General features: G+C 72.8%; 26 protein-coding genes. 11 read left to right on the top strand and 15 right to left on the bottom strand.

Translation table 11 applies throughout. The features are described 5' to 3' along the window. Positions 1–63 precede the first annotated feature (63 nt). Complete coding sequence (locus ACWDXC_RS16480; protein ID WP_219507520.1) at positions 64–540, top strand: hypothetical protein; 477 nt, start codon at positions 64–66, stop codon at positions 538–540. On the opposite strand, the gene era is transcribed toward ACWDXC_RS16480, so the two are convergent. The 8 genes from era to ACWDXC_RS16440 all read right to left on the bottom strand — a co-directional run bounded on the left by era (position 531) and on the right by ACWDXC_RS16440 (position 6,463). After that, the gene (gene era, locus ACWDXC_RS16475) at positions 531–1,439 is read right to left on the bottom strand and encodes a GTPase Era (protein WP_308125855.1); all 909 of its coding nucleotides are present in this window, start codon (positions 1,437–1,439) and stop codon (positions 531–533) included. The two genes, ACWDXC_RS16480 and era, sit on opposite strands and share 10 nt — an antisense overlap. 15 nt (positions 1,440–1,454) lie before the next feature. Then, positions 1,455–1,934, bottom strand: a complete 480-nt coding sequence (locus ACWDXC_RS16470) for an NUDIX domain-containing protein (protein WP_449982321.1) — start codon at positions 1,932–1,934, stop codon at positions 1,455–1,457. Between the two features lies 1 nt (position 1,935). Then, on the bottom strand, positions 1,936–2,274 hold the full coding sequence (locus ACWDXC_RS16465; protein WP_219507516.1) for a cytidine deaminase: 339 nt from the start codon (positions 2,272–2,274) through the stop codon (positions 1,936–1,938). Between the two features lie 10 nt (positions 2,275–2,284). Then, positions 2,285–2,917, bottom strand: coding sequence for a hypothetical protein (locus tag ACWDXC_RS16460; protein ID WP_219507514.1), 633 nt, complete (start codon positions 2,915–2,917; stop codon positions 2,285–2,287). Positions 2,918–3,230: 313 nt separating this feature from the next. Next, positions 3,231–4,526, bottom strand: coding sequence for a hemolysin family protein (locus ACWDXC_RS16455; protein WP_449982317.1), 1,296 nt, complete (start codon positions 4,524–4,526; stop codon positions 3,231–3,233). Then, positions 4,523–4,999, bottom strand: coding sequence for an rRNA maturation RNase YbeY (gene ybeY / locus ACWDXC_RS16450; protein ID WP_219507512.1), 477 nt, complete (start codon positions 4,997–4,999; stop codon positions 4,523–4,525). Before ybeY ends, ACWDXC_RS16455 begins: the two co-directional genes overlap by 4 nt. Next, positions 4,996–6,027, bottom strand: coding sequence for a PhoH family protein (locus tag ACWDXC_RS16445; protein WP_219507511.1), 1,032 nt, complete (start codon positions 6,025–6,027; stop codon positions 4,996–4,998). Before ACWDXC_RS16445 ends, ybeY begins: the two co-directional genes overlap by 4 nt. A gap of 91 nt (positions 6,028–6,118) precedes the next feature. Further along, a complete protein-coding gene (locus ACWDXC_RS16440) occupies positions 6,119–6,463 on the bottom strand; it encodes a histidine triad nucleotide-binding protein (RefSeq protein ID WP_364175244.1) in 345 nt (114 codons plus the stop codon). Between the two features lie 261 nt (positions 6,464–6,724). Here ACWDXC_RS16440 and ACWDXC_RS16435 point away from each other — a divergent pair, with 261 nt between their 5' ends. Then, positions 6,725–7,237 (top strand): SigE family RNA polymerase sigma factor, encoded by a 513-nt coding sequence (locus ACWDXC_RS16435; protein ID WP_049573205.1) that lies wholly within the window; start codon positions 6,725–6,727, stop codon positions 7,235–7,237. After that, a complete protein-coding gene (locus tag ACWDXC_RS16430) occupies positions 7,234–7,890 on the top strand; it encodes a hypothetical protein (protein WP_449982312.1) in 657 nt (218 codons plus the stop codon). The genes ACWDXC_RS16435 and ACWDXC_RS16430 overlap by 4 nt, the downstream gene beginning before the upstream one ends. A 38-nt stretch (positions 7,891–7,928) precedes the next feature. Here ACWDXC_RS16430 and ACWDXC_RS16425 read toward each other — a convergent pair whose 3' ends face one another. Further along, entirely contained in the window at positions 7,929–8,654 is a 726-nt protein-coding gene (locus ACWDXC_RS16425; protein WP_449983432.1) for a 16S rRNA (uracil(1498)-N(3))-methyltransferase, read from the bottom strand. A 110-nt stretch (positions 8,655–8,764) separates the two neighbouring features. Between ACWDXC_RS16425 and ACWDXC_RS16420 the strand changes: the two genes are divergently transcribed. Continuing rightward, positions 8,765–10,852: a nitrate- and nitrite sensing domain-containing protein gene (locus tag ACWDXC_RS16420; protein WP_449982309.1), complete on the top strand. Its 2,088-nt coding sequence runs from the start codon at positions 8,765–8,767 to the stop codon at positions 10,850–10,852. On the opposite strand, the gene dnaJ is transcribed toward ACWDXC_RS16420, so the two are convergent. Continuing rightward, positions 10,820–11,959, bottom strand: a complete 1,140-nt coding sequence (dnaJ, locus tag ACWDXC_RS16415) for a molecular chaperone DnaJ (protein WP_219507506.1) — start codon at positions 11,957–11,959, stop codon at positions 10,820–10,822. The genes ACWDXC_RS16420 and dnaJ overlap by 33 nt on opposite strands. Before the next feature lie 11 nt (positions 11,960–11,970). After that, positions 11,971–12,990 (bottom strand): heat-inducible transcriptional repressor HrcA, encoded by a 1,020-nt coding sequence (hrcA, locus tag ACWDXC_RS16410; protein ID WP_219507505.1) that lies wholly within the window; start codon positions 12,988–12,990, stop codon positions 11,971–11,973. 148 nt (positions 12,991–13,138) lie between these two features. Here hrcA and ACWDXC_RS16405 point away from each other — a divergent pair, with 148 nt between their 5' ends. Both ACWDXC_RS16405 and ACWDXC_RS16400 read left to right on the top strand, forming a co-directional pair. Next, on the top strand, positions 13,139–13,846 hold the full coding sequence (locus ACWDXC_RS16405) for a hypothetical protein (protein WP_449982305.1): 708 nt from the start codon (positions 13,139–13,141) through the stop codon (positions 13,844–13,846). An 18-nt stretch (positions 13,847–13,864) separates the two neighbouring features. Next, the gene (locus ACWDXC_RS16400) at positions 13,865–14,674 is read left to right on the top strand and encodes a DUF3097 domain-containing protein (protein ID WP_449982302.1); all 810 of its coding nucleotides are present in this window, start codon (positions 13,865–13,867) and stop codon (positions 14,672–14,674) included. A 14-nt stretch (positions 14,675–14,688) separates the two neighbouring features. On the opposite strand, the gene hemW is transcribed toward ACWDXC_RS16400, so the two are convergent. Next, positions 14,689–15,909, bottom strand: coding sequence for a radical SAM family heme chaperone HemW (hemW, locus tag ACWDXC_RS16395; protein WP_449982299.1), 1,221 nt, complete (start codon positions 15,907–15,909; stop codon positions 14,689–14,691). A gap of 108 nt (positions 15,910–16,017) precedes the next feature. On the opposite strand from hemW, the gene ACWDXC_RS16390 reads away from it, so the two are divergent. After that, a complete protein-coding gene (locus ACWDXC_RS16390) occupies positions 16,018–17,268 on the top strand; it encodes a glycoside hydrolase family 18 protein (protein ID WP_449982296.1) in 1,251 nt (416 codons plus the stop codon). Positions 17,269–17,428: 160 nt separating this feature from the next. Here the strand turns inward: ACWDXC_RS16390 and ACWDXC_RS16385 are convergent, their stop codons facing one another. After that, entirely contained in the window at positions 17,429–18,061 is a 633-nt protein-coding gene (locus ACWDXC_RS16385) for an MOSC domain-containing protein (protein WP_449982293.1), read from the bottom strand. Positions 18,062–18,100: 39 nt separating this feature from the next. After that, positions 18,101–18,394: a hypothetical protein gene (locus ACWDXC_RS16380; RefSeq protein ID WP_449982290.1), complete on the bottom strand. Its 294-nt coding sequence runs from the start codon at positions 18,392–18,394 to the stop codon at positions 18,101–18,103. 115 nt (positions 18,395–18,509) lie between these two features. Here ACWDXC_RS16380 and ccmA point away from each other — a divergent pair, with 115 nt between their 5' ends. Continuing rightward, positions 18,510–19,208: a heme ABC exporter ATP-binding protein CcmA gene (gene ccmA, locus ACWDXC_RS16375; RefSeq protein ID WP_449982287.1), complete on the top strand. Its 699-nt coding sequence runs from the start codon at positions 18,510–18,512 to the stop codon at positions 19,206–19,208. After that, the gene (locus ACWDXC_RS16370; RefSeq protein ID WP_449982284.1) at positions 19,205–20,761 is read left to right on the top strand and encodes a DUF6297 family protein; all 1,557 of its coding nucleotides are present in this window, start codon (positions 19,205–19,207) and stop codon (positions 20,759–20,761) included. The genes ccmA and ACWDXC_RS16370 overlap by 4 nt, the downstream gene beginning before the upstream one ends. A 30-nt stretch (positions 20,762–20,791) precedes the next feature. On the opposite strand, the gene lepA is transcribed toward ACWDXC_RS16370, so the two are convergent. Beyond that, positions 20,792–22,663, bottom strand: coding sequence for a translation elongation factor 4 (gene lepA / locus ACWDXC_RS16365; protein ID WP_449982282.1), 1,872 nt, complete (start codon positions 22,661–22,663; stop codon positions 20,792–20,794). 14 nt (positions 22,664–22,677) lie between these two features. Here lepA and ACWDXC_RS16360 point away from each other — a divergent pair, with 14 nt between their 5' ends. Together ACWDXC_RS16360 and rpsT are read left to right on the top strand one after the other, a co-directional pair. After that, positions 22,678–23,667 (top strand): hypothetical protein, encoded by a 990-nt coding sequence (locus ACWDXC_RS16360; RefSeq protein WP_449982279.1) that lies wholly within the window; start codon positions 22,678–22,680, stop codon positions 23,665–23,667. A 120-nt stretch (positions 23,668–23,787) separates the two neighbouring features. Then, on the top strand, positions 23,788–24,054 hold the full coding sequence (gene rpsT / locus ACWDXC_RS16355; RefSeq protein WP_049574879.1) for a 30S ribosomal protein S20: 267 nt from the start codon (positions 23,788–23,790) through the stop codon (positions 24,052–24,054). The last annotated feature ends 32 nt before the right edge of the window (positions 24,055–24,086 follow it).

Raw genomic sequence — 24,086 nt, 5'->3', positions numbered from 1 at the left:
GGACACACGGTTGGCGCGTCGCGGACGGTGGTGGCGGCGGCACGATCGGCTTATGGTGATCGGGTGGCCGACCATCTCACACCGTCACCCGCCGGGAGACTCCACGCCTTCGCCGTCATGCTCGCGGGCGGCCTGCTGATCTTCTGCGTCGTCCTGCCCTGGGCCGGGACGCAGGCGACGAGCGACCTGGTCGGCGCCGGGCTGTCACGCGACGTGCGCGGCATCGACGACGCCTCCGGCGTGTGGACGCTGCTGGCCGGGCTGGCGGCGGCGGGCTGCGGGCTGGCCGGGCTGATCGGCCGCCCGCGCGTCGCGGCGCTGGCCGCGCTGCCGGGCGCGCTGGCGGCGGTCGTGCTGGTGCTGTTCGTGACCGGCTCGGCCGGCCTGCCCGACCGGGTCTCGATCGACCTGGGCTTCCTGTCGATCGAGCCGGTCATCCGCTACGGCTGGTTCGCCGCGCTGGGCGCGTCGCTGGCGGTGGTGGTGCTGGCCGTCCTGGCGCTGTTCCGCCGGTCCCCGGCCGCCACCCGTCAGTCGTAGAAGCCCAGGCGGCGCAGCTGCTTGGGGTCGCGCTGCCAGTCCTTGAGCACGCTGATGCGCAGGTCGAGATAGACGCGGGTGCCGAGCAGGGCCTCGATCTGCTTGCGGGCCGCGGTGCCGACCTCGCGCAGCCGCTCGCCCTTGTGGCCGATGACGATGGCCTTCTGCGACGGCCGCTCGACGAACAGGTGGGCGTAGATGTCGAGCAGGTCGTCGCGCCCCTCGCGCGGCAGCATCTCGTCGACGACGACGGCGATGGAGTGGGGCAGCTCGTCGCGGACGCCTTCGAGGGACGCCTCCCGGATGAGCTCGCCCACGAGCACCTGCTCGGGCTCGTCGGTGAGCTGCCCGTCCTCGTACAGCGGCGGCGACTCGGGCAGGTGCTCGATGAGCACGTCGCCGAGCACGTCGAGCTGCTCGCCCGACTGCGCCGACACCGGGACGACCGCCGCGAACTCCGCGATCTCCGACACCGCGAGGAGCTGCGCGGCGATCTGGTCGCGGCTCGCCAGGTCGCACTTGGTGACCACGGCCACGACGGGCGTGTTCTTGACGGCGGCGAGCTTGTCGGCGATGAACCGGTCGCCCTTGCCGATCGGCTCGTTGGCCGGCACGCAGAACCCGATCACGTCGACCTCGGTGAGCGTGGACAGCACGAGGCTGTCGAGCCGCTCACCGAGCAGCGTGCGCGGGCGGTGCAGGCCGGGCGTGTCGACGATGACGATCTGGGCCTCGGGCCGGTGCACGATGCCGCGGATGGCGCGGCGGGTGGTCTGCGGCTTGGACGAGGTGATCGCCACCTTCGTGCCGACCAGGGCGTTCATCAGCGTGGACTTGCCGACGTTCGGCCTCCCCACGAAGCAGGCGAATCCGGCGCGATGGTTGTCTGGCGAAGTCACATAGTGCATTCTGGCTCATCGACCGGCCTGGTCACGCCACCAGGCGAAGACCTGGGGCAGCACGTGGGGGCTCCACGCGGTCATCCTGAGCCCGGCCAGCTCCGGCTCGGTGACCCAGCGGGCGTCGGTGATCTCGTCCCCGTCGGGGGTGGGCGTGCCGGAGACGATGGCGCAGGCGTACGTGATGATCACGTACGCGACCTGGTGCCCGTTGGGGTAGAGGACGCGGAAGTCGGGGCCGCCGTGGGCGCCGATGAGGGCGCGTACGCGGACCTCGATGCCGAGCTCCTCGCGCAGCTCGCGCACGACGGCGTCCTCGGGCCGCTCGTCGGGGTCGACGCCGCCGCCCGGGGTGGCCCAGAGGCCGACGTCGCCGTGTCGTGCCACCAGCAGCCTGCCGCTCTCGTCGAACACGCAGCCGTTGACCGACGGCAGCATGAGGAGCTGGGAGCCGACCTTGGCGCGCAGGTCGGCCAGGAACGGCGACATCGGCATGTCAGGCTCCGCCGGGCGTGCCGTCGCGCAGCGTGCCGTCCGGGCCGGCCACGAGGATGGTCTTGACGCCGAGCTCGCGGGCGGCGGCCTCGTCGGCGGCGCTCGGCCCGTCGCCGTCGGTGACCAGCGCCACGGCCTCCAGCGACCGCGCGCCGCTGGAGACGGCCGTCGCCACGGCCACCTGCACCGCCGACAGGGTGAGCGAGGTGAGCGCGACGTCGGTGGCCGCGTAGGTGCGGCCGGTCTCGTCGCGTACGGCGGCGCCCTGGGCGGAGCCGTTGCGCGCCCGGGACGACCGGGCCAGGGTGATGATCTTGCTGTCTTCGGGATCGAGAGTCACGAGGACCAGATTAGGCGCTGGCCATCCGCATCACCGCGTCGAGGAGCTGCCGCGTGCGCTGCGGGTCCACCTCGGCCATGCTCGTGTGCACCAGCGAGACCAGCGTGTCGCCCGAGCGGGCGAGCACGACGTCGAGCGTGTAGGGATAGCCGTTCAGCCGTCCGCGCAGCTCGCCGCCCACCGCCTCGTCGGCCACCTTCCCGACCGGCACCAGCGTGGTGCGCAGGTGGGTGCCGGTGCCCTGGCGCACCGCTCGGCACGCCTCCAGGGCTCGGGTCAGTTCGGCCAGGTGCTGTTCGGCGGCGGCGCCGGTGTAGCGGGCCAGGCCGACGCCGACCTGCTCGCCGAGCTCGTCGCCCTGATAGCTGGCCGCGGCCTGCGCGGTCAGCTCCTGCGCGGGCGCCCGCCCACCGGCCGCGTCGAGCACGGCCCGGCAGTTGCGGTCGGCCGGGGTGAACGGCGCCCGCCACGCCTGCTCGGGCCGGGGCGAGAAGCCCTCGGGCAGCCGCGGCTCCTTCTTGAGAACCTCCCGCATCTGGGCCAGGGCCTGTACGTCGACCCCTTGGACGAGGCCGCCGTCTCCGCAGCCTGTCAGGGCACCGGCAAGGAGCCCGCAGGCGATGATCCGCTGTCCGCGTTTCATGATTCCCTCCGACCGGCAGCCTCCCCGGTCGGCAATTACGGCAATCCACCGCTACTACCAACAAAGGATCAAACGCAAAAAGGGTGCTCCCGTCCTGTTCGGACGAGAACACCCTTTACGCCGAACAACGTCACGATCGGCTAGCTGATCGAGACGTTGCCGTCCCCCCGGAAGCCTTCCTCCCGCCGCGAACCCCACCCGGCGCTCGGAAGCCCCCCTCGTGACACCCACCGCACAGGGTGTCGAGAGAAAGACTGGCGGACGGCGCTTGCAGAAGACTTGTAGAACGCTTGCGACAACCTGGACCCGCCGGTCAGTCGTGCTCGGCGCGGGCAGGGACCACGTCGTCGCCCAGCGGCAGCACCCGCCGCACGACCACGGTGCTGATCCGGTTGCGCCGCCCGGCCAGGCTCTCGGCCGTCAGCCTGAGCCCCGCCACCTCGGCCTGGGAGCCGGCGATCGGCACCCGGCCCAGCGCGTGGGCCAGCAGCCCGCCCACCGTCTCGACGTCGTCGACCTCGATCTCGGTGTCGAACAGCTCGGCCAGCTCGTCGACCGGCATCCGGGCCGTCACCCGCAGCGCCCCGCCGGGCATCGGCTCGACCCGGGGCGCCTCCTGGTCGTACTCGTCGGTGATCTCGCCGACGATCTCCTCCAGCACGTCCTCGATCGTGACCAGGCCGGCCGTGCCGCCGTACTCGTCGATGACGATGGCCAGATGGGTCTGCTTGGCCTGCATCTCGCGCAGGAGCTGGTCGATCGGCTTGCTCTCGGGCACGTACGTGGCCGGGCGCATGATCGACTCGATGCGCTCGTGCCCGCGGTCGGCGCCCGACTCGTGCACCCGGCGGGTGATGTCCTTGAGGTAGGCGATGCCGATGACGTCGTCCTCGTTCTCGCCGGCCACCGGGATGCGGGAGAAGCCGCTGCGCAGCGCCAGCGACAGCGCCTGGCTGAGCGTCTTGCCCCGCTCGATGTAGACCATGTCGGTGCGCGGCACCATGACCTCACGCACCAGCGTGTCGCCCAGCTCGAACACCGAGTGGATCATCTCGCGCTCGTCGGGCTCGATGACCCGGCGCTCCTCGGCCAGGTCGACCAGGTCACGCAGCTCCGCCTCGGACGTGAACGGCCCGTCACGGAACCCCTTGCCGGGCGTCAGCGCGTTGCCCAGCAGGATGAGCAGCTTGGGCAGCGGCCCGAAGATCTTCGTCAGCCCGTAGACGATCGGGGCGCTGGCCAGCGCGATCGGCTCGGCGTGCTGGCGGCCCAGGGTGCGCGGCATGACGCCGACGATCACGTAGCTCACCACGATCATCACGGCCGCGGCGGAGACGTACGCCCAGCCCTGGTCGTGCATGAGGTCGATGAACAGCAGCGTCGCGATCACCGTCGCGACCAGCTCGCAGCTCAGCCGGAGCAGGAGCAGCAGGTTGAGGTAGCGCGGCGCGTCGGAGACGATCGCGTGCAGCCGGTCGGCGCCGCGCCTGCGGTCTCGCACGGCCTCCTCGGCGCGCACCCGGGAGATGCGCGTCAACGCCGTTTCCGCGCTGGCGATGAGGCCACCGACCACGACGAGGACGATGGCCAACGGCAACCAGGCGTTCACCGGGAGTCGCGCACCTCCCGCCAGGCTTCGAGCAGCCGGGCCTGCAGCCCGAACATCTCCTTGTGCTCCTCGGGCTCGGCGTGGTCGTAGCCCATCAGGTGGAGGATTCCGTGGGTGCACAGCAGCTCGAGCTCGGCCTGGGCGCTGTGGCCGGCCTCCTCGGCCTGCCGGGCCGCCACCTGCGGGCAGAGCACCACGTCGCCCAGCAGCGCCGGGTCGGCGGGGCTCTCGCCGTCGCCGCGCGCGCCGCCGCCGGGACGCAGCTCGTCCATCGGGAAGGCGAGCACGTCGGTCGGGCCGGGCTCGCCCATCCACTTCTCGTGCAGCTCGGCCATGGCGTCCTCGTCGACGACCACGATCGAGAGCTCGGCCAGCGGGTTGATGCCCATCTCGGCGAGCACGTGGCCGGCCAGCGCGACGAGGGTCTCCTCGTCGACGCCGACGCCGGACTCGTTGTTGATCTCGATGCTCATCGGCGCTTTCCCCGCTGCTGCTGGATCTGCTTCGGCTCCTGGAGTGCGTCGTAGCGCCCGTAGGCGTCGACGATCTCGCTCACCAGCTTGTGGCGGACCACGTCGGAGCTGGTCAGCCGGGCGAAGTGGATGTCGGGGATGCCCTCGAGGATCTCCTGCACCACCCGCAGGCCGCTGACCGTGCCCGAGGGCAGGTCGACCTGGGTGACGTCACCCGTCACCACGATCTTGGAGTTGAAGCCGAGCCGGGTCAGGAACATCTTCATCTGCTCGGCCGAGGAGTTCTGGGCCTCGTCGAGGATGATGAAGGCGTCGTTGAGCGTGCGGCCGCGCATGTAGGCCAGCGGCGCGACCTCGATCGTGCCCGCGGCCATCAGCTTGGGGATCGAGTCGGGGTCGACCATGTCGTGCAGCGCGTCGTAGAGCGGCCGCAGGTAGGGATCGATCTTCTCGTAGAGGGTGCCGGGCAGGAAGCCGAGCCGCTCGCCGGCCTCGACCGCGGGGCGGGTCAGGATGATGCGGTTGACCCGCTTCTCCTGGAGCGCGCGCACGGCCTTGGCCATCGCGAGGTAGGTCTTGCCGGTGCCGGCGGGGCCGATGCCGAAGACGATCGTGTGCTTGTCGATCGCGTCGACGTAGCGCTTCTGGTTGACCGTCTTGGGCCTGATGGTCCGCCCGCGCGAGGAGAGGATGTCGAGCGACAGCACCTCGGCCGGGCGGTCGGAGGTCATGCGGAGCATGGCGATGCTCCGCTCGACCGCGTCGGGGGTGAGCTCGCCGCCGCTGCGCAGCACCTCGACCAGCTCCTCGAACAGCCGCACCACGGTGCCGCTCTCGTCGGGGCTGCCGGTGACGGTGATCTCGTTCCCGCGCACGTGGATGTCGGCCTTGAAGGCGCCCTCGATGACGCGCAGCAGCTCGTCACGTGAGCCCAGGAGGCTGACCATCGGGTATTCGTCCGGAATCAGCACCTTGGCTTGAGTGCGCGAGGGAGGTGCCGTTCGTCGGGATTCGTGTAGTTCGGACATGGGCAGGCCAGCGGCCTGATGCCTCCCGGTCTCCTTGGCATTGCTTGTGCCCCCATGGTAGCCGGGACCAGGCCGATCGCTCATGCCAATATCACCCCGGCGGCCAGGTCAGGTCACGCCCGCCCAGCACGTGCGCGTGCACGTGGAAGACGGTCTGCCCGGCGCCGGCCCCGGTGTTGAACACGATCCGGTAACCGCCGGGCGCGACGCCCTCCTGCACGGCCACCGCGTGCGCGGCCTTGAGCACGTCGTCGGCCAGCCCGTCGTCGGCCTCGGCCAGGGCCGCCGCGTCGGCGTGGTGCGCCTTCGGGACGACGAGCACGTGGGTGGGCGCCTGCGGGTTGATGTCGCGGAAGGCCAGCGCCCGCTCGGTCTCCAGGACGATCTCGGCCTTGATCTCCCTGGCCACGATCTTGCAGAAGAGGCAGTCGGTCACCCGATCACCTTACCGACACGGGACATCGCCTGATCGGCGTTGCGAATCGGTGACCGCTTCCCGCGTGGCGTCCGAAGATCAACGCGGTTAGGGTGTGTGTGCGACACTTCAAGGAAAAAAGACGATTCAGGGTCGGGCGAGGCCACCTGGCGAGGACACGACTGGGTCATGCCCCCTAAGGAACCGGAAGAGCGTAAACCCTCAGGCAAGGCCGCGCGTCCCACTGAAGTGACCACCGAAACCCTCCTGGCCGACAGGTCCATGGGGGCGGTGCCGGTCGGGTGGGACGCCGACATGGCCGTGACCGCGCTGTACAGCGCGCACTTTCGGTCATTGGTACGTCTCGCTGTGTTGCTGGTGCGCGACATGGCAACCGCGGAGGAAGTCGTGCAGGACGCGTTCGTCGCCATCCACGGCGCCTGGCGCAGACTGCGTGACCCCGACAAAGCACTCGCCTACCTGCGTCAGTCCGTCGTCAACCGGTCCCGTTCCGTGCTGCGTCACCGCGCGGTCGTCGAGAAATACGCGCCGAAGGGCCTGCCCGACGCGCCGAGCGCCGAGAACGGCGCGATCGGCGAGCTCGAACGCTCCGCCGTGATCGAGGCGCTGCGAGCCCTGCCCACCCGTCAGAGAGAGGCACTGGTCCTTCGTTACTACGGTGATCTGTCCGAGGCTGAGATCGCCCACGCCATGGGCATCAGCAAGGGCGCGGTCAAGAGCCACACGGCGCGTGGCATGGCCGCCTTGCGATCCGTCCTGGAGAAGATGTCATGACCCAGCCCCCCGACGAGCACGGCGACGCCCTGCGCCGTGCGCTCCACGCGGAGGCGGACGCGGTCGTGCCCTCGCCGGACGGGCTGGAGATCATCCGCGCCCGGATCGAGCGGCGCGGGGCGCGCAACCTCATCTGGTGGCGGGTGGGCGCCGCCGCGGCCAGCGCCGTCCTGGTCGCCGCCACGATCGTGATGGTGGTCCCCGAGCTGCGCAACCAGGTGATCGAGCGGGTGCCCGTCCAGGAGGTCGAGGCCACCTCCAGCGCCACCCCGCCGGCCAAGTCGTCGACCAGCCGGCCCGCCGAGCCGAAGGCCACCGTACGGCAGGACCCGCCGGCGGTCGTCGTCCCCGACCCGTCCACGCCGCCGCCCTCGCCGCAGCCGCCGGAGACGGCCAGGTCGACCAGCAAGCCCTCCCCCTCCCCCAGCTCCGAGCCCAGCACGACGCCGTGCCCGACGGCCGCGGAGGAGCAGGCGGAGCCGCCCGCCGACTGCCCGGAGATCACGCCCTCCCCCTCGCCGGACCCGTCGATCTCGGAGACCGCCGCGCCCGAGGCGCCCTGCCCCGCCGAGGAGTGCCCGCCGGGCGACCCGGCGCCGACCGCGTCGGACGCGCCCAGCCCGCTGCTCGCCACCCCGCCCCCGCTCCCCTGACGCCCCCAGGCGCCCCAGGCGGATGGCCCGCCGGGACGCTACCAGCGGCCGGAGCGTGCCAGCAGCACGGCCGCCGCCGCCACGCCCGCCGTCGAGGTGCGCAGCACCGTCGGCCCCAGCAGCACCGGCACCGCCTTGGCCGCCTCGAAGCGCGCCAGCTCGTCCTCCGACACGCCGCCCTCCGGGCCCACCACGACGACGATGTCGCCGCCCGCCGGCAGCGCCACCCGTGACAGCGGCTCGGCCGCCTCCTCGTGCAGCACCAGCCCCAGCGCCGCGCCTGCCAGCAGCGCCTCGACGCGGGCCGTCGTGGCGGGCTCGGCCACCTCCGGCAGGTGGAACCGGCGTGCCTGCTTGCCCGCCTCCCGCGCCGTGGACCGCCACCGGCCCAGCGCCTTGGCGGCCCGATCGCCCTTCCACTGCGTGATGCTGCGCGAGGCGGCCCACGGCACGATCACGTCGACTCCCGCCTCGGTCATCATCTCCACGGCCAGCTCGCCCCGGTCGCCCTTGGGCAGGCCCTGCACCACGACCAGCCGGGGCCGCGGCGCGGGCACCTCGTGGCGGGCCAGCACGTCCAGCCGCAGCGCGTCCTTCAGCACCTCGCGCACCACGCACTCGGCCACCGCGCCCGCGCCGTCGGTCAGGTCGACCCGCTCACCCTCGCGCAGCCGCCGCACCGACGCCGCGTGCCGCCCTTCGGGGCCGTCGAGCACCAGCTCGGACCCGCTCAGATCCGCCGCGAGGAACACCGGAACCGTCACCGTGTCGCACTCCAGATTCTTCACGTCACGCAGTCAAGCGAACACGCGACGCAATATCGTGTCACGTGCACTCGCACTTTCCTGACGTCACTTTACGAGGGCCCAGCGCGATGACCATGTCCCCCGCCCGCGGGCTGCCCCTGAGGGCGCGCCTGTTCCTGCTGCCGGCCGTGCCGGCGCTGCTGCTCATCGCGGCGACGGGAGCCGGCGTCGCGGACCTCGCCGCGGCCCGTGCCGAGGCCGCGTCCGGCGTCCGCCAGGTGGACGTGGCGCTCGCCGCCGAGGACCTGGTCCACGCCCTCCAGCGCGAACGCACCCTCGCCGCGGGCCGCGCGGCCGGTGAGGAGCGCTTCACCGCCGACCTCGCCGCCGCCCGCCGCGCCACCGACGGCGCCCTCGCCCCGCTGCTCAGCGGCCGCGCCGGAGCCGGGCGCGTACGCGAGTCGCTTCCCGGGCCCGGCACCCTGGCCGAGATCCGCGCGGCCGGGGAGAACGCCGGGAACGCCGGGAACGCCGCCGGGACAGCCGAGGGCGCCGTCCCCGGGGCGACCGGAGCCGCCGTGCCGGGCGCCGCCGGAACCACCGCCCCCGGCACGGCCGCCGTCCCCGGAGCGACCGCAACCGCCGTCCCCGGGGAAACCGGAACCGCCGTCCCAGGAGCTGCCGAAGGCGCGGTGCCGGGCGCGGCCGGGACCGTCGTGCCGGGCTCAACCGGGAGCGCCGTGCCGGGGGCGGCGGCCGTGCCGGGGGAGGTGGGGGCGCGGCCCCGGCATCTGACGGTGTTCACCGCCTATACGACGACGATCGCGGCCGTGCTGGCGGCCTCGCACCGGGCGGGGCCGCTGGAGGCGCTGGCGCGGGGCAAGGAGGCCGCCGCGCAGCAGCGCGCGCTGGTGACGGGGGCGCTGGCGGCGGGCGGGTTCGCGGCGGCCGACTACGCGGCGTTCCTGCGGGCCGGGGCCGTGGCGGACGACGCCCTGGCCCGCTACGGGCGGATGGCCGGGCGGACGGGCGCGGCGGCGCTGGACCGGGCGCTGCGGGCCGGACCGGTGGCCCGGGTGGCCGCGCTGGAGCAGGAGGCCGTGGCGAGCGCCTCGGGCACGGCGGTGACGGCGGGGCCCCGGGCATGGGAGAGCGCCACGGAGGCCCGTACGGACGCGCTGAGGGCCGCCCAGCGGGTGGCGGGCGGTCAGGCCCGCGCGGCCGCCGTGGCCGCCGTGGAGCGCGAGACGCGCCGCCTGGTGACGCTGGCGTCCTCCGGCGCCGCGCTGACGCTGGTGCTGCTCGCGCTGGGGGCGCTGGTCGTGCGCTCGGTCCTGCGCCCGCTGCGCAACCTGGCCACGGAGGCGGCCATCCTGCGCGACCACGCGGCCGAGCTGGAGTCCGGCGTACGGGAGGCGGGCCCCGGCAGGGCGCGGGCCGACGCGTTCACCGAGGTGGCGTGGGCCGTCGGCGGCATGCACGCGACGGCGGCGCGGCTGGCCGCCCAGCGGACGGCGCTGCGCGAGGGCACCGCGGAGGCGCTGGCCGAGCTGGGGCGGCGCAACCGCGACCTGGTGCACCGTCAGCTCGGCGCGGTCGGCGTGCTGCAGCGGCACGAGTCCGACCCGGCGGCGCTGGCGCGGCTGTGCGAGCTCGACCGGTTGACCGGGCGGCTGCGCAGGAACGCCGAGAGCCTGCTGGTGCTGGCGGGCAAGCGGGCGGCGCGCCGCTCGTCGGAGCCGGTCCCGGTGGCCGACGTGGTGCGGATGACGCTGGCGGAGATGGAGGGCCATCACCGGGTGACGCTGCGGGTGCTGGACGGCCCGCTGGTGCGCGGGGCCGTCGTGGCCGAGGTGGCGCACCTGCTGGCCGAGCTGGTGGAGAACGCGCTGGCGTTCTCGCCGCCCGACGCCGAGGTGGAGATCTGGGCGCGCGCCGACGAGGGCGAGTGCCGCATCACGATCACCGATCACGGCGTCGGCATGACGCCCGCCGAGCTGGCCGCGGCCAACGCCCGGCTCAGGGGCGAGGAGAGCTTCCTGGCCGCGCCCGACCGCTGCCTCGGCCACCACGTGGTGGGCCGGCTGGCGGAGCGGCTCGGCGTGCGGGTGTGGCTGCACGAGACGCCCCGCTCCGGGGTGACCGCCCGGGTGGCGCTGCCGGAGGAGCTCCTGACGGCGGCCTCAGCGGCCGTTGAACGCGTCGCGCAGCCGTGAGAAGAACCCCTGCTGCCCCGGCGCGAACTTGCCGGGCGGGCGCTCCTCGCCGCGCAGCTTGGCCAGCTCGCGCAGCAGCTCCTCCTGGGCCGGGTCGAGGCGGCCGGGCGTCTCGACGTTGACGTGGATGAGCAGGTCGCCGCGGCCCGACTCGTTGAGCCGCTGGACGCCGCGCCCGTACATGGTGATGACCTGACCGGACTGGGTGCCGGGCCGCACGTCGACCTCCTCCGGGCCGTCGAGCGTCTCGACGGACAGGATGGTGCCGAGCGCGGCCGCCGTCATCGGGATCTGGACCGTGCAGTGCAGGTCGTCGCCGCGCCGCTCGAAGATCTCGTGCGGCTTCTCGGCGATCTCCAGGAACAGGTCGCCGGGCGGGCCACCGCCGGGGCCGACCTCGCCCTCGCCGGCGAGCTGGATGTGGGTGCCGTCCTCGACGCCGGCCGGGATCCGGACCTTGATCGTGCGCCGGGTGCGCACCCGGCCGTCGCCGGAGCACTCCTGGCACGGGTGGCGGATGATGCTGCCGAAGCCGCCGCACTGCGGGCACGGCCGCGAGGTCATGACCTGGCCCAGGAACGAGCGGGTGACCTGGGAGATCTCGCCGCGCCCGTTGCACATGTCGCAGGTGTCGGGGTGGGTGCCCTGGGCGGTGCCGGCGCCCTGGCACACCTCACAGGTGACGGCCGTGTCGACGACGAGCTCGCGGGTGGTGCCGAACGCGGTCTCGCGCAGGTCGAGCTCGACCCGGATGGTCGCGTTGCGGCCGCGCCTGGCGCGCGAGCGGGGCCCGCGCGTGCCGCCGGCGGTGCCGAAGAAGGCGTCCATGATGTCGCTGAACGGGAACCCGGCGCCGAACCCGCCGGCGCCCGCACCCGCGCCGCCGCCGCCGAACGGGTCGCCGCCGAGGTCGTACATCTGGCGCTTGCTCGGGTCGGACAGCACCTCGTAGGCCTGCGTGATCTCCTTGAACCGCTCCTGGGTGGCGGGATCGGGATTCACGTCAGGGTGCAGCTCGCGGGCCAGCCGGCGGTAGGCCTTCTTGATCTCGTCCTGACTGGCGTCACGGCGCACCCCGAGGGTGGCGTAGTAGTCGCTGTTTGCCACTTATCGACCTCTTAAGATGCAGCCAGGATCTGGCTGACGTAGCGTGCCACCGCGCGTACGGCGCCCATCGTCACGGGGTAGTCCATCCTCGTGGGGCCCAGCACGCCGAGCCGGGCCAGTTGGTTGTCGCCTTGACCGTATCCCGTGGCGACGATGGACGTGCCCCGCAGTCCGGTATAGGCGTTCTCGGAACCGATGCGCACGGTGAGAGCGGACGGGGTGTCTGTGGTTGTCTCGCCGAGCAGCCGCATGAGCACGACCTGTTCCTCCAGCGCCTCCAGCACGTCGCGCAGGCCGACGCTGAAGTCGGCGCCGGCCAGGTTGGCCGCGCCGGCGAACACGATCTTCTCGTCGTGCCGCTCGACGAGCGTTTCGAGCAGGACCGACAGGATCGTCGCCACCACCGGCCGGTCCTCGACCGGCAGCCGCTCGGGCAGGTCGGACACCAGCTCCGGCACGCTGGCCAGGCCGCAGCCGTCGAGACAGGCGTTGAGCACCGCGCGCAGGTGCGCGATGCGGGTGTCCTCCACCACCTCGGGCAGCTCGATCACGCGCTGCTCGACGCGGCCGGTGTTGGTGATCAGGACGAGCATGACCCGCCGCTCGGCGAGCGGGACCAGCTCGACGTGCCGGACCGTGGAACGGGTCAGGGTCGGATACTGCACGACGGCGACCTGCCTGGTGAGCTGCGCGAGCAGCCGCACCGTGCGGGTCACCACGTCGTCGAGGTCGACCGCGCCCGCCAGGAAGGTCTCGATCGCCCGGCGCTCCGCTCCGGAGAGCGGCTTGACCTGCGAGAGCCTGTCGACGAACAGGCGATAACCCTTGTCCGTCGGCACTCGGCCCGCGCTGGTGTGCGGCTGGGTGATGTAGCCCTCCTCCTCCAGCGCGGCCATGTCGTTGCGGACCGTCGCCGGGGAGACCTTGAGGTTGTGGCGCTCGGCGAGCGCCTTCGAGCCGACGGGTTCGTTGGTCGACACGTAGTCTTCGACAATGGCGCGGAGCACCGCGAGTTTACGATCGTCGAGCACGTGCGCACCTCCTACCGCTGCCTTTAGGGGAAACGCCAGGTCTAGCACTCTGTGTTCCCGAGTGCCAAGTGTACGGCTCTCACCCACAAGGTGCGATAACGCCGGGGGCCCGATGACAAGCCGAATGCCAAGCCTCACACTTGCCGCCATGACGGACAATTCGCCGTACGGCCCGCCGCCTCCGCCGGGGCCGCAGCCGGGGACCCACCACCAGTATCCGCCCCCTCCCCCTGGTCAGCAGCCCTACTTCGCCCCGCCGCCGCCCCCGTACGGGCAGCAGTTCCCGCCTCCGTACGGGCAGCGGGTGGACCCGAAGGCGATCCGGCCCCGGCTGCGGTGGATCGGCGTCGCGTGGGGCGTGGCCGCCGTGTGCGTGCTGGCCGCCGGGGCGCTGTTCGTCAGCAGCCTGTTCAGCACGGTGGCGAACGTGGCGCCGAGCCGCACGTTCGCCGCCGGCGAGACGGTAGCGGCCACGCTCGACCCCGCCGACGGCCCCGCCCTCTACCTCGCCTCCGACGGCCCGGTCAGCTACGACTGCCAGATCTCCGGCGGCGCCACGCTCATCGCGCCTTCCAGTACGACCACGCTCACCGTCGACGGCACCCGCTGGGAGCAGATCGCGCTGGTCAACGCGCCGTCGGCGGGCCAGTACCAGGTCACCTGCGCCACCCAGCAGCAGTCGGACGCCAGGTTCGGCATCGGCACGGGCGTGCTCGGCGCGGCGGCCGGGGTCGTGGGCGGCGCGGCGGTGGCCGCGATCGTGGCCGCGATCGGCGTGCTCGCGGCGGCCTTCGTGACGATCGTGGTCGTGGTACGCCGCGGCGGGCACCGCAAGCGCCTCGCGGCGGGCGGGTGATTTGCTACGGTCCCCGGTGTGTACGACGGTGATGTTCTCGCGGGAAACTGGCGGCGCCCGGGCAAGGGCAAGATCCCGCAGGTGCCGGCCGAGCCGGACCTGGTGGTGGAGGACGCCGACAGCGGCTTCTGCGGCGCGGTGGTGGCCTGCGACAAGGAGGCCGTCACGCTGGAGGACCGCTTCGGCAGGCGCCGGCTGTTCCCGCTCGCGCCCGCCGCGTTCCTGCTGGAGGGCAAGGTCGTGACGCTCGTGCGGCCCCAGGCCGCCGCTCCCCGGGCGCCCCGGCGCAGCGCCTCGGGCTCGATCGCCGTGGAGGGGCTGCGGGCCAGGGTGGCCCGCGAGAGCCGCATCTACGTCGAGGGCGTGCACGACGCCGCCCTGGTGGAGAAGATCTGGGGTCACGACCTGCGGGTCGAGGGCGTGGTCGTCGAGTACCTGGAGGGCGTCGACGACCTGCCGGCGATCGTCGAGGAGTTCGCGCCCGAGCCGGGGCGGCGGCTGGGCGTGCTGGTCGACCATCTGGTGCCGGGCTCCAAGGAGAGCCGCATCGCCGCCCAGGTCACCTCGCCGCACGTGCTCGTGGTCGGGCACCCGTACGTGGACATCTGGCAGGCGGTCAAGCCGTCGGCCGTGGGCATCGCGGCCTGGCCGGACGTGCCGCGCGGGGTGCCGTGGAAGGAGGGCGTGATCGCTGCCCTGGGCTGGCGCGCCGAGCCGGCCGACGCCTGGCGGCGCATCCTCGGCTCCGTCTCGACCTACGCCGATCTGGAGCCCGAGCTGCTCGGCCGGGTCGAGGAGCTGATCGACTTCGTCACCGAGGCCCCGTGAGCGCGGCGGCCTGATCAGCTCAGGATGTCGCGGACCAGGGCGTCGGCGAGCAGGCGGCCCCGGAGGGTGAGCACCATGCGGCCGGCTTTGAACGCCTCCGGCTCCAGGAGCCCGTCGGCCAGCGCGGCGGCGACGTGGGTGCGGCCGGTGGGCGGCACGTCGGCCAGCGGGTAGCCGGACGCGAGCCGGAGCTCCAGCATGAGGCGTTCGGTCGCCCGGTCCTCGCCGGTGAGCTCCTCGCGGGCGTGCGCGGGCGACAGGCCCTCCGCCAGGCGCTGCGCGTAGGGGGCGGGGTGCTTGACGTTCCACCAGCGGGTGCCGCCGACGTGGCTGTGGGCGCCGGGCCCTGCGGCCCACCAGTCGCCGCCGGTCCAGTAGAGCAGGTTGTGGCGGCACCGGGCGTCGTCGGAGGTCGCCCAGTTGGACACCTCGTACCAGCGGAACCCGGCCGCGGCCAGCATCTCGTCGGCGATCACGTAGCGGTCGGCGGCCACGTCGTCGTCGGGCATCGGCAGCTCGCCGCGCCGGATGCGGGCGGCCAGGCGGGTGCCGTCCTCGACGATCAGCGAGTAGGCCGACACGTGGTCGGGCTCGGCCTCGACGGCGGCGGCCAGCGAGGCGCGCCAGTCGTCGTCGCTCTCCCCCGGCGTGCTGTAGATCAGGTCCAGGTTGACGTGGTCGAACCCGGCCTTCCTGGCCTCCAGCACCGCCTGCCCGGCCCGGCCGGGGGTGTGCTGGCGGTCGAGCACGCGCAGGACGTGGTCGCGGGCGCTCTGCATGCCGAAGCTGACCCGGTTGAAGCCGCCTTCCCGGAGTCTGTCCAGGTATTTCGGGTCGACGGACTCGGGGTTCGCCTCGGTCGTCACCTCGGCCCCGGGCGCCAGGCCGAACTCCGCGCCGATGGCCGCCAGGATCCTCGACAGGTCCTCGGCGGGTAGCAGCGTGGGCGTGCCGCCGCCGAAGAACACCGTCTCGACGGGCAGTTCGGCGTCACCGAGCACGCGGCGGGCGAGCCGGATCTCCTCCACCACCGTGGCCGCGTAGTCGGCGCGCGAGGCGCCGGGGCCCAGCTCGGCGGCGGTGTAGGTGTTGAAGTCGCAGTAGCCGCAGCGGGTCACACAGAACGGCACGTGCACGTAGAAGCCGAACGGGCGCTCGCCGAGCCCCCGCAGGGCGCTCTCGGGCAGCTCGCCCGAGGCGGGCGCGGGGTCTCCGTCTGGCAGCGTCGATGGCACGTCTCCAGTGTGCCCGCTGCCATTGACTGCCTGATCCCCTGGCCCTACGATCCGGGACAACTTATAGGAAAGTTTCCTATAAGTTGCGTGCCCCGGGAGGCGCCCCCCGTGAAGAGAATCCTCATCGCTCTCTCGTCGCTCTTAGTCGCCCTCACCGCGATCGCCGTGCCCGCCCAGGCGGAACACGACCGCTACAAGCGGGTCGCGTACTTCATCCAATGGGGCGTCTACGGGCGCAACTATCACGTCAAGGACATGGACGTCAGCGGCGCCGCCGCCAAGCTCACGCACGTCAACTACGCGTTCGGCTTCGTCAACGCCGAAGGCGCCTGTTACTCCGCGGACCCGTGGGCCGACTGGCAGCGCCCGGTGCCGGCCGAGCAGAGCGTCGACGGCGTCGCCGACGAGCCCGGCCAGGCCCTCAACGGCAACCTCAACCAGCTCCGCAAGCTCAAGGCCAAGCACCCAGGGCTCAAGGCGCTCATCTCGCTCGGCGGCTGGACCGGCTCCAAGTACTTCTCCGACGCCGTCCTCACCGCCGAATCGCGCACCAAGCTCGCCCAGTCGTGCATCGACCTGTGGCTGCGCGGCAACCTGCCCGGCCTGGAGCCCGGCGCCGGAGCGGGCGTCTTCGACGGCATCGACCTCGACTGGGAGTGGCCCGGCTCCTCCGGCGCCGACGGCAACATCATCCGGCCCGAGGACAAGCAGAACTTCACCCTCTTCGTCGAGGAGCTCCGCTCGCAGCTCCGCGCGTTCTCGCGGGACGCCCAGCTCACCGCCTTCCTCCCCGCCGCCGCCGCCAAGATCGACGCCGGCTTCGAGGTGCGGCGCGTGTTCCGCCAGCTCGACTTCGCCACCGTCCAGGGGTACGACCTGCGCGGCAGCTGGGAGAACCGCACCGGCCACCAGAGCAACCTCCTCACCGACCGCCGCGACCCCAACGACCCCCGCTACAGCGTCGACCAGACCGTCCGCGACTACCTCTCGCGCGGCGCCCCCGCCCGCAAGCTCGTCATCGGCGTCCCCGCCTACGGCCTCGGCTGGACCGGCGTCACCGACGGCGGCAACGGCCTCTACAAGCCTGCCACCGGCCCCGCCCCCGGCAAGTGGGCCGCCGGCGCCGAGGACTACAAGGACCTGGTCAACAAGCCCGGCAAGCGTCATCGCGACCTGCGCACCGGTGCCGTCTGGCTCTACGACGGCAACGAGTTCTGGTCGTACGACGACCCGGTGGTGCTGACGCAGAAGGCGGCCTACATCCGCCTCAAGCGCCTCGGCGGCGCCATGATGTGGTCCATCGACCAGGACGACTCCCGCGCCTCCCTCACCACGGCCCTCTACAGGGTCCTCAAGTGAGACAGCACCCTCGGGGGAGCGCCCCACCACCCGACCCGGCGCTCCCCCACCCCACCCGCGAACCCGCCCTGAACCGCACCAAGGCTCAGTCGGCGGGGCCGTAGGAGGAGATGTGCTCCTCGCGCGGACGTGAAACGCGCCCACGTCCGCGCGAGGCTCCTCAGGACACGACCCCCAGCACCCGTACGGCCACCCGGTCCCAGCGCGGGTCGTAACCGGGCAGGGCCAGGATGCGGCGCAGCAGCTCCTCGTCACCGTGGTAGGCCAGGAACGACTCGGCCACCGTGACGCTCCCGCCGGGCCTGGACACCACGTCCACGGCGTCGCCCGCGCCCAGCTCCCCCGGCTCCACCACCCTCAGGTACGCGCCCGTGCGCCGCGCCTCGGTGAAGCGCCTGACCCAGGCGGGCTCGTCGAGCCAGTTGCGGAACACCACGCACGGCACCCGCGGCCCCGTCACCTCCAGCAGCGCGGTGCCGACCCGCCACTGCTCGCCGATGAGGGCGCCGTTGACGTCGACGCCGGACACGGTGAGGTTCTCGCCGAAGCGGCCGTCGCGCAGCTCGCGGCCCAGCTCGGCCTCCCACCAGTCGTAGTCCTCACGGGCATAGGCGTAGACGGCGTGGCCCGGGGCGCCGTGGTGCTCCCGGTCGGCGCGCTCGTCACCGGCCAGGCCGCCGGCGCGCACCTCCACCCGGTGGGTGACCGGCCTCTTGTCGATGGCGGTGCGCTTGAGCTTGCCCGCCCACTCCGCGTCGACGGCAGTGCCGACATTTACTGACAAAACGCGCATGCCCGACGGTAACCCGGACCGGCCCCCTCCGGCGATCGGCTAACGGGGGGCGTTGAGGCGGGAGGTGTCGTCGAGGTCGGCGAGCTGTAAGAGGGTGCGCAGCGCGGCCTGGCGCACCTCCTCGACCGAGTCGCCCCGCTCGCCGAAGCAGTCGGCCGCCACGTCGAGCAGCGCCGTCACCACCGCCGCGTCCGGGTAGGGGACGTCGACGACCACCTTGCCGTCCTCCCCCACGGCGGCGGGCGTCAGGTGGAGCCGGAGGAGCCGCCGCGTCTCCTCCGCCACGGCCACCCCCAGAACCGCGGCACGCTCAAAGCGCTCAGCAGCGATCATGTCACCCTCCAGTCGCACAAGTGTTCGGGTGAACAAGCTAGCCACCGCCACCGACAATTCCGCCGGGGACGACGGCGGCACAGCGGCGGCGGGTGCCGCGCCATAGACTCGAACGGTGTCCAACAAGATCATTCATGTCCGCGATCTGACCGTGGACCTGGGCGGCAACCCGGTCATCCAGGGCATGGACCTCACCGTCAGCCGGGGAGAGACCGTCTCCGTCGTCGGCCCCAACGGGGCGGGGAAGTCCACGCTGCTGCGCTGCCTGGCGGGGCTGCAACCCGCCACCGAAGGGACCGTGGAGGTCTTCGGCACGCCACCGGCCGACGAGCCCGCCTTCTGGCGCCGGGTGGCGCTGGCGGCCGACGAGCCCGCCTGGTACCCGGGGCTGACGGCCCGCGAGCACCTGGAGCTGATGCTGACCGTGCACGCAGGGCCGCGCATGACGGTCGCGGAGGCGCTTTCGGTGTTCGGGCTGGAGGTGCGCGCCGACGCGCCGCCGCTGAACCTGTCCACCGGGCAGCGCCAGCGCCTCTCCCTGGCCGCCGCGCTGCTCAGGCCCAGCGACCTGCTCCTGCTGGACGAGCCCGAGCGCGGCCTGGACGCGGCTTTCCGCGAGCGGCTGGCCGGGCTCCTGGAGGCGTACACGGGCGAGGGCGGCACGGTGGTGATGGCGACCCACGACGCGGCCCTCGCCGCCCGTGGCCGCGCCGTCTCACCCGCCGCCTCGTCCACCGCCTCTCCCGCCGCCTCGTCCACCGCCTCTCCCGGCGCCTCTCCCGCCGCTTCTCCCACCGGTGAGGTGGCCCGGTGACGGCCGTGCGTGAAGTGCGGGCGTTCGTGCGCGCGCGCCGCCGCCGCACGCCGGTCGGCGCGCTGGACCGGTACGCGAGCCTGATCATGACGGCGATCGCCGTGGCCGTGCTCGGCAGGCCGGTCGCCGACGCCGTGGCGGGGCTGCGGGGTCCGGCGGACCTCGCCGGGGTGGCGCCGGGCGTGGCGGTCACCCTGGTGGCGCTGGCCGGCGGGCTGGCGCTGGCCCGGGCGGTGGGGCCGGTGGCGTTGAGCGGGTCCGACGCGGGCTGGCTGGTGATGTCGCCGCTGGACCGGCGCGCGGTGCTCGGGCGTCCCCTGCGGGTGCTGGCCGTGGTGGCGCTGGTGACGGGCGGGGTGCTGGGGCTGGCGCTGCTGGCGCTCGTGGGGGCGCCGGACCATTTGGTGTGGCGGCTCGTGGCGGCGATGGTCGTCGGGGTCTCGGCGACGGCGGGCGGGATGGCGCTCGCCGTACTGGCTCAGACCTCTCACACGTGGCACCTCTGGCTGACGGCCGTCGTGGTGGCGCTTCTCGTGACTGCGGCGGTCGCCGCCGTGGACACGGCCCGCGCCTCCCTCACGACCGCCGCCGTAACCGGCACGGCCGCAGGCACAACCGCGGCCGTGGGGGCCGGTGCGGAGGCGCCGTTCCGCGGGGTGGTCGAGGCGGTGGCGGTGGCGCCGCTCGGGGCGGTCGCCGCGGTGGCGGCCGTGGCGGCGCTGGCCTCGGCGCTCCTGGTGGGGCGCGCGTGGGCGCGGGCGGACCGGATCCCGGCGGCGGCGCTGCTGACCTCCTCGGCCCGCGCCGGGCACCTGGCGACGGCGGCCGTGAGCCTCGACACCGGGGCGCTGACCTGGATGGCGGAGGACAACCACTGGCGCGCCAGGCGGCTGCGCTCGGTCCGCTGGCCGTCGCTGCCGGCGCCGCTCGCGCTGGCGTGGCAGGACTGGCTGCGGACGGCCAGGCGGCCGTGGCGGCTGGCCGCGACGTTCGCGGCGGCGGCGCTCCCGGCGCTGCTGGCGCTGGCGGGGGCCGGTGCGGTGGCGGGCGCGGCGGTGCTCGGCGGGGCGCTCGCGGTGGCGGCGGCGGGCGTGTCGGGGGCGCGCAGGGACGGCGACAACCCGGCCCTGGCCCGGCTGCTCGGCGTGGGCCGCCGCCCGGCGCTGCTGGCGAGGGCGCTGCTGCCCGCGCTGACGAGCGGCGTGTGGGCGGCGCTGGCCCTGGCGGGCCTTTCGCTTGCGGGCGCGCTGCCGCCGGTGGGCGCGTGGTGGCTGATGGGCCCGCTGATGGCGCCCGCGCTGGCGGCGGCGGCGCTGCGCATGGCCAGGAGGCGGCCGGTCGACCACTCGCTGCCCATCCTCGACACGGGGTCGGGGGCGATCCCGCTGGGCCCGGTGTTCTGGGCGGCGACCGGGCCGGACCTGGCGCTGATCGGCACGCTGCCGCTGGTGAACGCGCTGGTGTTCGCGCCCGCCACGCTCACGGCCACGCTGGTGGCGCAGGCGGTGACGGGCGCGGCGGTGCTGGCCGCGTACGTGCTGCGGGCGCGCTGAACCGCCCGGCTCCTCAGCGGGAGCCGGGCGTCACTTCTTGGTCTTGTCGCCGCCGGAGTCGGTGGACAGCGCGGCGACGAACGCCTCCTGGGGCACCTCGACGCGGCCCACCATCTTCATCCGCTTCTTGCCTTCCTTCTGCTTCTCCAGCAGCTTGCGCTTACGGGAGATGTCGCCGCCGTAGCACTTGGCCAGGACGTCCTTGCGGATGGCGCGGATGTTTTCACGCGCGATGACGCGGGCGCCGATGGCGGCCTGGATCGGCACCTCGAACTGCTGCCTGGGGATGAGCTCGCGCAGCTTCTTGGCCATGTCGACCCCGTAGGCGTAGGCCTTGTCCTTGTGCACGATGGCGCTGAAGGCGTCGACCGCCTCGCCCTGGAGCAGGATGTCGACCTTGACGAGCTCGGCCTCCTGCTCGCCGGCGGGCTCGTAGTCGAGCGAGGCGTAGCCGCGGGTGCGCGACTTGAGCTGGTCGAAGAAGTCGAAGATGATCTCGCCGAGCGGCAGCGTGTAGCGGATCTCGACGCGGTCCTCCGACAGGTAGTCCATGCCCTGGAGCTGCCCGCGCCGCCCCTGGCAGATCTCCATGATCGCGCCGATGAACTCGGCGGGAGCCAGGATGGTGGACTTGGTGACCGGCTCGAAGACCTGGGCGATCTTGCCGCCGGTGGGGAACTCCGAGGGGTTGGTGACGGTCAGCTCCGTGCCGTCCTCCATGACGACGCGGTAGACGACGTTGGGCGCGGTGGAGATCAGCGACAGGCCGAACTCCCGCTCCAGCCGCTCGCGGACGATCTCCATGTGGAGCAGGCCGAGGAAGCCGACGCGGAAGCCGAAGCCGAGCGCGGCCGACGTCTCGGGCTCGTAGACGAGCGCGGCGTCGTTGAGCTGGAGCTTGTCGAGCGCCTCGCGCAGCTCCGGGTACTCGTCGCCGTCGATCGGGTAGAGGCCGGAGAACACCATCGGCTTGGGGTGCTCGTAGCCTTCGAGCATCTCGCGGGCGGGCTTGACGGCCGTGGTGACGGTGTCGCCGACGCGGGACTGGCGTACGTCCTTCACGCCGGTGATCAGGTAGCCCACCTCGCCGACGCCGAGGCCGGGCTCGGACGGCTTGGGCTCGGGCGAGATGACGCCGATCTCCAGCGTCTCGTGGGTGGCGCTGGTGGACATCATGAGGATGCGCTCGCGCTTGCCCAGGTGCCCGTCGATGACGCGGACGTACGTGACGACGCCCCGGTAGGTGTCGTAGACCGAGTCGAAGATCAGCGCCCGGGCGGCCGCGTCGGCGTCGCCGACGGGGGCGGGCACGGTGGCGACGACGTGGTCGAGCAGCTCGCGCACGCCCACGCCGGTCTTGCCGGAGACGCGCAGCACGTCGGAGGGGTCGCAGCCGATGAGGCCGGCCAGCTCCTCGGCGAACTTCTCCGGCTGGGCCGCCGGCAGGTCGATCTTGTTGAGCACCGGGATGATGTGCAGGTCGGCGTTCATGGCCAGGTAGAGGTTGGCCAGCGTCTGCGCCTCGATGCCCTGGGCGGCGTCGACCAGGAGGATCGCGCCCTCGCACGCCTGGAGCGAGCGCGACACCTCGTAGGTGAAGTCGACGTGGCCGGGCGTGTCGATCATGTTGAGCACGTGGCCGTCCCAGGGCAGGCGGACCGCCTGGGACTTGATGGTGATGCCGCGCTCGCGCTCGATGTCCATCCGGTCGAGGTATTGGGCGCGCATGGAACGGTCGTCGACCACACCGGTGATCTGCAGCATCCGGTCGGCAAGGGTCGACTTGCCATGGTCGATGTGCGCGATGATGCAGAAGTTGCGGATCAACGCGGGGTCGGTCTGGCCAGGCTGAGTGCGCACCGAAGTCCGTTTCGACAGGGTTGAGGACAAGCAGTCTTTCATGGTGACATGCCCGGGTGACTTCCCGAGCCGTCATCCGCCGCGGCCTGCGCCTGGTCGCGCTGGTCGTGGCCGTCGTGGTGGTGCTGACCGGCGTCGTGGCCGCAGCGTTCCGCCTCCAGTTTACCGGCGAGCCCGCGGGCTGGGCGAAGAGCACCGGTAACGACGCCCTGTGGCTGGGCCACATGTGGGTGGACGGCCGCCGCACGGAGGCGGACGTGCGGGAGCTGGCCGCGCGGCTGCGCGCCACCGGCATCAAGGATGTGTACGTGCATTCCGGGCCGTTCGAGATGGACGGCCGACTAGATCCCGCCAAATACCCCAACGCCCAAAATTTCGTCCAATGGATGAAGAAGTACCTCCCCGGTGTCCGGGTCTCCGCCTGGCTCGGCCAGTCCGTCGAGGACGCGCTCGACCTCGACGACCCCGCCTCCCGCCGGAACGTCCTGGCCGGCGTCGCCGCCGTCATGCGGACCGGCTACGACGGCATCCACTACAACTTCGAGCCGATCGGCGACGGCGACACCGACTTCCTGGCCCTGCTGGAGGAGACGCGCAAGCACACGCGCCTGCTGTCGACCTCCACGCCCCAGATCGAGCCGTACCCGGGCATGCGCCTGGCCACCAGGGCCCTCCTCACCCACGACAAGTACTGGTCGCGGGGCTTCTTCCAGGAGGTCGCCGACCGGGTCGACCAGGTCGCCGTCATGACGTACGACTCGGGGCTGCCCCTGCGGTCGCTCTACGGCGGTCACGTGGCCAGGCAGGCGGAGCTGGCGCTGGAGCTGGTGCCCGAGACCAAGCACGTGTTCGTCGGCGCGCCCGCCTATCATGACCACGACGTCCCGTGGAGCGACGCGGCCGAGAGCGTCGCGCTCGCGGCCGAGGGCGCCAAGCTGGCGCTGTCCGGCCACGGCCCGCGCGAGCGGTTCGGTCTCGCCCTGTACGTGGACTTCGCGGCGACGGCGGAGGACTGGGCGGAATACCGGACACGCTGGCTGTCGTAGAACGCCGTTGATTTGAGCTGCCAGCTGGGTTATTGGTAGCCTGGGCAACTGCGTGTGGCGCGCCCTCTCTCGAGCCCGCGCGCTTCATCCATCACCTAAGACTTTCACCGAGGCTTCTTCGTGGCGAACATCAAGTCCCAGATCAAGCGCAACAGGCAGAACGAGAAGGCCCGCCTGCGCAACAAGGCGGTCAAGTCCTCCCTGAAGACGGCGGTCCGCAAGTTCCGCGAGGCTGCCGAGCAGGGTGACGTCGAGCAGGCCGCGGCGCTCCAGCGGGTCGCCGCCCGCCAGCTCGACAAGGCGGTCAGCAAGGGCGTCATCCACAAGAACCAGGCCGCCAACCGCAAGTCCGCGATCGCCAAGCAGGCCGCGGCCCTGGCCAAGTAAGGCTTCAGCGCGACGCCGCACCCTCTGACGGG

It is taken from the genome of Nonomuraea sp. NPDC003214 (assembly GCF_053590035.1).
The sequence above is the reverse complement of the archived record's forward strand: the minus strand, read 5'-3'. Positions and strand labels throughout refer to the sequence as shown.